Origin of the sequence: Gemella sp. GH3 (assembly GCF_013415425.1) — a bacterium.
GTDB lineage: Bacteria > Bacillota > Bacilli > Staphylococcales > Gemellaceae > Gemelliphila.
Genome location: NZ_JACBYC010000108.1, coordinates 65,125 through 71,628, shown reverse-complemented (window position 1 = coordinate 71,628; position 6,504 = coordinate 65,125). Strand labels below are relative to the sequence as shown.

The following is a 6,504-nucleotide window of genomic DNA, read 5'->3' as shown; positions in this document are numbered from 1 at the left end:
CTTATATTCATTGTAATAAGATTGTAAATTAGCATAAATAAATAGAGTGGTAAAAACGAATAAATACAATAACCTACATAGTTATATAATTTATCCATAATACCACTCCTTTTAACTATCTTTTACTTTTAGGTTTTTTTAATATCTCCGAAAAAATAATATCATTAACAAGTTTAGATTTAGAAATTTTATAATCATTATCACTTAATATTAAATGTTCTTTATCTATACTATCTCTTCTACTAAACCCTTTGTTAAGATCATCAAAATTATTAAGAACATAAGTAGATTTCTTATATACCTTTTCATTTGAAATCTTCTTAGTGTTTTTTTCATTACTATTATTCTTATTTTGATCTTTTTTGTAGCTACTATAGAATTGAAATATACCTATAAGTAAAAGTAATATCCCCCACGATAAATCAAACATAATAGCTACCTCCTATTATTTTTCCTTTCAATATATTCAGAAGTTATTAAACCACGAACAATATTATTTTTGTTGAATATTAACTTATTATTGTTATAAGTTTTAATATTACTATTTTCAACAATAATTTCTTTGTTATAGTTTGAGGCTATGCTATTTCTATAATTTTTCAAATCATCAGAAAATTTATTTATTTCTTGAGATTGCTTATTAATTGCAGAAATTAAATTTTTTTGTAAATTAATATTCTCATTATTTAAATCTTCTTTGGTTTTATTCATAGATTTGATAGCATTAATATTTTTAATAACTTCTTTACGAAGTTGTTCTAATCTAGCACTTTCGTTATTATTAAGTCGTTTTTTATGTTTATTACTATCACTAAAATAAACACCAATAACTATAGCACTTATTATCAAAGTTATTATCGGGAATATAATTAATAATAAAATTTCCATTACTATTCCCCCTTATTTTTAATTACTTATTTTCTTGTTCTTCTGTTTGTGACATACGTTTTATAGAATCTCTCATACCTGTATCTGCTTCTAGATTCTTATAATTCATATAATCCATAACACCTAAATTTCCTTCTCTGAAAGCTTTAGCCATAGCTAAAGGAAGTTCTGCTTCAGCTTCTACTACTTTAGCACGCATTTCTTGTATACGAGCCTTCATTTCTTGCTCTTGCGCTACTGCCATTGCTCTACGTTGTTCAGCCTTAGCTTGAGCAATATTTTTATCTGCTATAGCTTGCTCTGTTTGAAGATTTGCCCCTATATTTTGTCCGATATCTACATCTAAAATATCTATAGATAAAATTTCAAAAGCAGTACCTGCATCTAGTCCTTTATCCAAAATTGTTTTAGATATTCTATCAGGATTCTCTAATACAACAGTATGTGAATCAGAAGACCCTATAGTCGAAACTATCCCTTCTCCTACGCGGGCAATTACAGTATCTTCTCCTGCTCCACCAACTAATCTTTCAATATTTGCTCTAACAGTTATTCTTGCTTTAGCTTTTACCTCAATACCATTTATAGCAACACCTGCTATATAAGGTGTTTCAATAACTTTTGGATTAACACTCATTTGAACAGCTTGCAAAACATCTCTACCTGCTAAATCTATAGCTGCACATCTTTCAAAAGATAAGCTTACTATATTAGCTCTATGCGCTGCTATCAAAGCATTAATAACTCTATCAACATTTCCTCCAGCTAAATAGTGACTTTCTAATTGATTTATAGTAACTTCTAGACCTGCCTTATGAGCTTTAATCATCGGATTAATTACTCTACTAGGTACAACACGTCTTAATCTCATACCTACTAATGTAAAAATACTAACTTTAACTCCAGCAGCTATAGCACTAATCCATAATCCCAGTGGGAAAAACGTAAAGAATATGGATAATACTATTATTACTACAATAACCGAAATTCCTAAAAAAATAGCTTCTGGCATATAATCATCTCCTTATTTTATATTTTTTGTACAATTATTCTCATACCTTCTACGTGTTTAACAATTAATTTACTACCTTTATCAATAAACTCTCCTTCTGTAACGACATCATATTTAACGTTATCGTATATGGCTGTCCCAGATGGTCTAAGATCTGTAAAAGCAACTAATTCTTTTCCTAATATCTCTATTTCACTTTCTTTTGCAACATATCCTTGTTCTGTAGAAATAGCATCAGACAAAACTAATCTGTTTAAAAAAAGTAATTTTTTATTTAAAACATAAATATTAATTAAAAATAAACAAACAAAGGCTACTACAGACGATAATATAATAAAAGTAATAAATTGAGTTTGTTGATTAATAACTATTATTAACGATATTACAGTAATTATTCCTAAAGTTCCTATAATCCCACCTGGAATAAACATCTCTAATATAATTAAAGATAAACCAGCAAAAAATAACATTAACACAAACATATTAATACCATCTTGTAACACGTGTATTGCAACATAAGTTGTCAAACTTAACAAGCTTATTATTCCATAAAAATTAAATTTCTTAGAAAAAAGCTGTTGACAAAAAGACAGAGACATTGCAATTAACAAAAACCAATCTATATAGATTAAATTGTTTCCCAAATCCAACTATCCCACCTCCTAAATTTTAGAATATTCGTTTTCCAAATAACTAACTAAGTCATGCTTAGTCATAATATTACCATGTCCAGGTATAGCATAATCAAAATTTATATCTTTTATAAAATTTATATAATTATATAATTTAGTTTTATCGAAAGACAATGGTATAGTTTTGTAACTTTTACTATGACTATCTCCTAAAAATAGTAATTTTTCACTTTTTATGTATATTAATAACGAATCATCTGAATGAGAATTGTCATTACTATAAAAATAAACTACTAAGTCTCCAAGATTCATACTAAAATCCCCATATTTTTTTATATCCGGAATCTTTATATTTATATCGTTAATATTAGGATATACTTTTTTTAAGATATCAACACTATACTTAGTATCTATATTATTAGCGATACGTTCAGATAAGCTATATTCATCCCAATTCCACTTAGCCATTTCTGATAAATAATCACTTGTTTTACTACTAGAAATTACAGGTAAATTGGTGTAAATAGAACCAAAACTATGATCCCAATGATGATGGGTTAAAATAACATACATGGGAAGTGGTAAATTGTACTCTTTCAGATCATTAAAAAATGTTTCTACCTGTTCTTTACTATTACCAGCATCTATCATTATAGAAAAATTTTTACCTTTTACATAACCAATAGACGGCTCTAAATATGTAAATCTATGTTTAGTATAATATATTTTTTCAGAAAACTTATATAGCATCCTTAATATACTCCTTAAGGTTATATTTTATTATATCATAGAAAAAGCTTACAGTAAAGCATTTTCAAAACTTTCACTTTACTTGCAACTGTAGATAATTCATATAAAGATATATTATCAATTATATGTTTCAAATATTATTATTTATTTTTATTTTTTGTAAGTTGTAGAATTTTTTCTCTCGTATAATCTACTAAACTATCCCCTTCTTTTAATAAATTGCACATTAATTCTGCAATATACTTAAAATCATTTTCGTCGTATCCTTTTGTAGTCATTGCTGGACTTCCTAAGCGTAATCCACTAGTTTTCATTGGTGGAAGAGTATCAAATGGTATTCCATTTTTGTTACAAGTTATTCCAACTTTACTAAGTAATAAGCTAGCGTCATGACCATTTATACCTAAAGTTGAATAAGTATCTATCAAACATAAATGATTATCTGTCCCGTCGCTAATAACCGGTATATTATTTTCTTTAAATACCCCAACCATTGCGTTAATATTTTTTAAAACTTGTTTTTGATATTCTTTAAAATCTGGACTAAGAGCTTCTTTGAAACAAACAGCTTTAGCTGCAATTATATGTTCTAAAGGACCTCCTTGTATTCCTGGAAAAATAACTTTATTTATTTTTTTAGCTATATCTTCATCATCTGTTAAAATTATTCCTCCTCTAGGTCCACGAAGAGTTTTATGTGTAGTAGATGTTACTACATGAGCATATGGTATCGGATCTTCATGTAATCCTGTAGCCACTAGACCAGCTATATGCGCCATATCTACTAATAAATACGCACCAACCTCATCCGCTATTTCTCTAAATTTTTTAAAATTAATAGTTCTAGGATAAGCACTTGCTCCAGCGATAATTAATTTTGGTTTATGTTCTAAAGCAAGCTCTCTAACATTATCATAATCTATAGTATGTGTATCTTTATTTACACCGTAAGAAACATTATTATAAATTTTACCAGAAAAATTAACTTTACTTCCATGAGTTAAATGACCTCCTGCATCCATACTCATACCTAAAACTGTATCTCCTGTATTTAATAACGCCATATACACAGCCATATTGGCACTTGAACCAGAATGCGGTTGTACATTTGCATATTTAACATTAAACAATTTTTTTAATCTCTCTATAGCTAATGTCTCTATTTCATCAATGTACTCACAGCCATCGTAGTATCTTTTACCCGGATAACCTTCTGCATATTTGTTAGTTAATATACTTCCAGTTACATTTAAAATATCATCGGATACAAAATTTTCACTAGCTATTAATTCAATATTTGTTTCTTGACGCACTCTTTCTTTTTCTATAATATCAAAAATCTCTTTATCCATTAAATTTCCTCCTAGTATAAAATAACAATATAACATAAATTATAACAAAATACTTTACAATATGAAATTCTAAAAGCTTCTTACTTAATTAATTTATTAGATAATACAAAAAAATAAACTTAGTCATTTATACCTAAGTTTATTTTTTATTTTTTATTATTTAGTATATTTCTCTACTAACTCTAAAACTTCTTCAGTAGTAGAACAGTCGATAGCTTTTTCTACCAATTCTTTCATTTTTGGAACTTCTAAGTTTTTAATTTGACTTCTTGCTTGTAGTATAGAAGTCGCTGACATAGAAAATTCATCTAATCCCATTCCTAAAAGTAATGGAATAGCTAATGGGTCTCCTCCCATTTCTCCACACATACCTGTCCATTTACCTTCCTTATGAGAAGCTTCTATAACATTTTTTATTAAACGAAGTATAGCTGGATTATATGGTTGATATAAGTAAGAAACTTTTTCACTCATACGATCTGCAGCCATTGTGTATTGAACAAGGTCATTAGTTCCTATAGAGAAGAAATCAACTTCTTTTGCGAACAAATCAGCTATTACAGCCGTAGAAGGTATTTCAACCATTATTCCTAATTCTATATCATCACTAACGTTAATTCCTTCTGCTATAAGTTTATCTTTTTCTTCTAAGAACATCGATTTTGCATCACGAAATTCTTGTAATGTTGCTATCATAGGGAACATTACACAAAGTTTACCATAAACAGAAGCACGTAATAATGCTCTAAGTTGTGTTCTAAATAAATCTTTTTGTTCTAAACAAAGTCTTATCGCTCTAAATCCTAAAAATGGATTCATTTCTTTTGGCAAGTCTAGATAAGGCAACTCTTTATCTCCACCGATATCCAATGTACGAACTACTACAGGTTTATCTCCCATTCCTTCTAAAACAGTTTTATAAGCTTCAAATTGCTCTTCTTCTGTAGGCAACTGATCTCTACCCATATATAAAAATTCTGTTCTATAAAGTCCTATTGCTTCTCCACCGTTATTTTTTACACCTTCTAAATCAGCAGGAGTTCCGATGTTAGCAGCTAAAATTACTTCGTGTCCATCTTTACTTACAGTTTTTTCTGTTAATAATTTTGCCCACTCGACTTTCTTAGCCTCAAAATCAGCTAATTTTTGTTCATAATGAGCTACTACGTCTTCTGTAGGATTAACAACTACAACTCCATCTAATCCATCTATAATTAGATTATCTCCATTATTAATTTGTTCTGTTATATTGCCAGTTCCAACAACAGCTGGTATTTCCAATGAGCGAGCCATAATTGCAGAGTGAGAAGTTCTACCTCCTATATTAGTAGCAAAACCTTTAACAAATTTCTTATTAAGTTGTGCGGTGTCAGAAGGTGTTAAGTCTTCTGCTATAACAATAACTTCTTCATCTATTAGACTTGGATTTGGTAAATCTACACCTAATAGATGAGCTAAAACTCTTTTAGATACGTCTCTTATATCTGCTGCACGTTCTTTCATATATTCGTTATCCATTGCTTCAAACATAGATACAAACATATCAGAAGTTTCTTTTAAGGCATACTCCGCATTAATTTCTTTTGATTCTATATCTGTTCTTACAGTTCCTATAAATTCTGGATCATCTAAAATTAATAAATGTGCTTCAAAAATAGCAGCCTTATCAGCTCCTAAATTTTCTAAAGCCTTATCTTTTATTATGCTTAATTCTTTTTTTGAAATTTCTACCGCTGAATCAAATTTTGCAACTTCTTCTGAAACATTTGAAATTTTCTTTTCTGATACTGAAAGATTAGGTTCAACAAAAATATATGCTTTCGCAAAAGATATACCTTGTGATGCGGCAATACCTTTTAATTCTAACATA

Annotated in this window: 7 protein-coding genes; all 7 read right to left on the bottom strand. The window is 28.6% G+C overall.

The features are described from left to right. Positions 1-115 precede the first annotated feature (115 nt). Entirely contained in the window at positions 116-430 is a 315-nt protein-coding gene (locus tag HZY83_RS04375; protein WP_179942851.1) for a hypothetical protein, read from the bottom strand. Between the two features lie 5 nt (positions 431-435). Continuing rightward, on the bottom strand, positions 436-888 hold the full coding sequence (locus HZY83_RS04370; RefSeq protein WP_179942850.1) for a hypothetical protein: 453 nt from the start codon (positions 886-888) through the stop codon (positions 436-438). 22 nt (positions 889-910) lie between these two features. After that, a complete protein-coding gene (gene floA, locus HZY83_RS04365; protein WP_179942849.1) occupies positions 911-1,900 on the bottom strand; it encodes a flotillin-like protein FloA in 990 nt (329 codons plus the stop codon). A gap of 17 nt (positions 1,901-1,917) precedes the next feature. Then, the gene (locus HZY83_RS04360) at positions 1,918-2,550 is read right to left on the bottom strand and encodes an NfeD family protein (protein WP_228098458.1); all 633 of its coding nucleotides are present in this window, start codon (positions 2,548-2,550) and stop codon (positions 1,918-1,920) included. A 12-nt stretch (positions 2,551-2,562) separates the two neighbouring features. Further along, positions 2,563-3,282: an MBL fold metallo-hydrolase gene (locus HZY83_RS04355; RefSeq protein WP_179942848.1), complete on the bottom strand. Its 720-nt coding sequence runs from the start codon at positions 3,280-3,282 to the stop codon at positions 2,563-2,565. A 140-nt stretch (positions 3,283-3,422) separates the two neighbouring features. Beyond that, on the bottom strand, positions 3,423-4,634 hold the full coding sequence (gene glyA / locus HZY83_RS04350; protein ID WP_179942847.1) for a serine hydroxymethyltransferase: 1,212 nt from the start codon (positions 4,632-4,634) through the stop codon (positions 3,423-3,425). 156 nt (positions 4,635-4,790) lie between these two features. Further along, positions 4,791-6,503, bottom strand: coding sequence for a phosphoenolpyruvate--protein phosphotransferase (gene ptsP / locus HZY83_RS04345; protein ID WP_179942846.1), 1,713 nt, complete (start codon positions 6,501-6,503; stop codon positions 4,791-4,793). Position 6,504 lies beyond the last annotated feature (1 nt).

Coding starts and splice junctions, on each gene's coding strand:
- HZY83_RS04375 (WP_179942851.1), bottom strand. CDS start 430: ATGTTTGATTTATCGTGGGGGATATTACTTTTACTTATAGGTATATTT.
- HZY83_RS04370 (WP_179942850.1), bottom strand. CDS start 888: ATGGAAATTTTATTATTAATTATATTCCCGATAATAACTTTGATAATA.
- floA (WP_179942849.1), bottom strand. CDS start 1,900: ATGCCAGAAGCTATTTTTTTAGGAATTTCGGTTATTGTAGTAATAATA.
- HZY83_RS04355 (WP_179942848.1), bottom strand. CDS start 3,282: ATGCTATATAAGTTTTCTGAAAAAATATATTATACTAAACATAGATTT.
- glyA (WP_179942847.1), bottom strand. CDS start 4,634: ATGGATAAAGAGATTTTTGATATTATAGAAAAAGAAAGAGTGCGTCAA.
- ptsP (WP_179942846.1), bottom strand. CDS start 6,503: ATGTTAGAATTAAAAGGTATTGCCGCATCACAAGGTATATCTTTTGCG.